2 protein-coding genes are annotated in these 2,054 nt (G+C 64.9%); both read right to left on the bottom strand.

Features of this window, described 5'->3' with window-relative positions:
- Window positions 1–105: 105 nt before the first annotated feature.
- Window positions 106–1,806, bottom strand: coding sequence for a hypothetical protein (locus tag MNZ39_RS23940; protein WP_242341588.1), 1,701 nt, complete (start codon window positions 1,804–1,806; stop codon window positions 106–108).
- 138 nt (window positions 1,807–1,944) lie between these two features.
- Window positions 1,945–2,054, bottom strand: a 110-nt coding sequence (locus MNZ39_RS23935) for a transposase (RefSeq protein WP_242337485.1), incomplete at its 5' end; no start/stop codon positions are given.

Below are 2,054 nucleotides of genomic sequence, written 5' to 3'. Positions count from 1 at the left end.
CATCGCCACCTCCGCGCGAGCACCGGCTCGCTCGAAGGCGAGAGGATCACGGGCGGATGGGCCCTGTCGATCCCCGGCGGGTAAGCGATGGGATTCATGGGGACTTCAAGCCGATCGGCGCTCTAGAGCCTTTGAGACCTTGACACCACGGACCGCCTGGTTCACCTGGGCTGCGGCATCCGCGGCTCCGCCAGGCGCGCCGCCGAGGCGCTCGCGAACCTGGATGACTCGGCCCAAGCCGTCGCGGTACACGGTCGACTTCATCACGTCGTCGGAATCGGTGAATCCCTCAGTCGTGGAGAACGCCTTTGCCACCGCAAACCGGTACGTCTCGACTGCGCGAGGCATCACCGAGTCGAGGTAGCGCGTCACCTCAACGACGGAGGAGGTGCCGCTGGCGCGGGGGACATAGGCCGCCGTCGAGGCGTCGGTACTCGTAGCGAACGGCTGCTTCGACACCGCGACGGTCCGACCGAACGCGTCGTAGAGGTAGTACCGAGCCAATCCCGCCGAGGTCGTGCCTCCGCTCAGGTCACGGGTGACGGACGGCCCGACCGCCGAGATCCGGAGACCCGTCGGCTCGTCGTACTCGTACGTCGTGCTGATCGTCTTCGCGGAATCTTCGGTGGTCTCCTGCTTTACGTACAGCCCATAAGTAGCGTCATACGCCGCGCGCTTCGTGGTGGCACCCGTCGTCGTCGTATCGAGCTGCTTCAAAGGGCCGGCGTACGTGTACGCTATCCGGTTCGTCCTCCCCCCCTTTTCGTCCGGCGACCACTCTTCGATAAGGCGACAGTCGGTGTCGAACGTCTTGATCGCGCGGGTGAGCTCCTTCGTGCCGCTCCACCGAGAAGTCGTCAGCTCGGCGGGAACGTTGACGCAGCTGGTCGCTCCCACGAAGGACTGTGTCGTGACAAGCGCCGGACCCGGCGTTCCGCCTAGGCTGGGCGTCGACTCCACCCTCAGGATATTTCCGTAGTAGTCGACGTAAGCGCAATCCACGGCGGTAGTGACCGTGGCCCGCGTCGTCCCGAAGAGGTTCGCCTTCGCTACACTTTTCGGGACCACACGCACCGGGTAGTCGGTCGCGGACGGCTCCGCCACGGGGAGGCAGCCCAGGCCCGTTCCGTCGCCGAGCCACTTGAGACCGTACTGGAATGTGTCTCGAGAGAACCACGCCACGTCCGCAGCAGGCGGGGGAGCACCCGCGTCGGAAGAGACGGCTGGTCTTCCGAGCGAACGGTTCGACGCAATGCCAAGCTCGACAATCGTCGGGCGCCCCATCAGCGCGTGTGACACCGACCAGGTGGTGTGGCGGACGATCCGCGTCGTCTCGTTCTGGGACCATGACTCGCGGAACCCGCGATCATCGAACTTGGCGGGATCGTACCAGGCCTTCTCTCCGGAGGGATTCGCGTACCAGTAGTAAGTGGTGCTCTTCTCGACGTTGGCACCGCTGACGGTCAGCGCGGAGACGACTGGCTTCAACCGCGCTCGCGGAACCGCCAGCGTGGTGGACGGCACGTACTGGATCGAGAACTCCGCGCCGTCGGGGACGACGATCTTTTGTAGGAGCATCGGCCGGGCGAGGGGAAGCTCGCCGGCGCTCGGATCCAGAAGTGTCATCTGGCCGCGCATGGCCGAAACGCTGGGCGGGTCGAAAGTCCGCCACAGGAAGTCCGGGATGCCATCGCCGTTCATGTCCGTGAACTCGCCGGCGTAGTTGAGACTGGGGACCTCCGCCGAACAGCAATCGTACACACCTGAGTTCGGCGAGCACGATTGGGAGCTCTTCCAGTCGTACACCCCACCGAGCGTACCGTCCCAGCGAGCCCACTGTTTTCCATCCACAGACGTGGGTCCCACGACGTCCACGAGCGCGCCGAATGCGCGCCCGGTATTCCAGGCGATCCGGCTCGAGCTCAATTGACCTGCCCCCCGACTCTAGACGGCTAGCTTCGTGAGTCCGGTGATACTGCGAGCAAAGCCGTTCGGCGTCTGGTTGTCCAGCGAGCTGTGCGGCCGCACCTCGTTGTAGTCGATCCGATAGGCCT

The sequence above is a fragment of the Anaeromyxobacter sp. SG66 genome, from assembly GCF_022690805.1.
Taxonomy (GTDB): domain Bacteria; phylum Myxococcota; class Myxococcia; order Myxococcales; family Anaeromyxobacteraceae; genus Anaeromyxobacter; species Anaeromyxobacter soli.
This window is presented reverse-complemented; position numbering and strand designations above follow the sequence as displayed.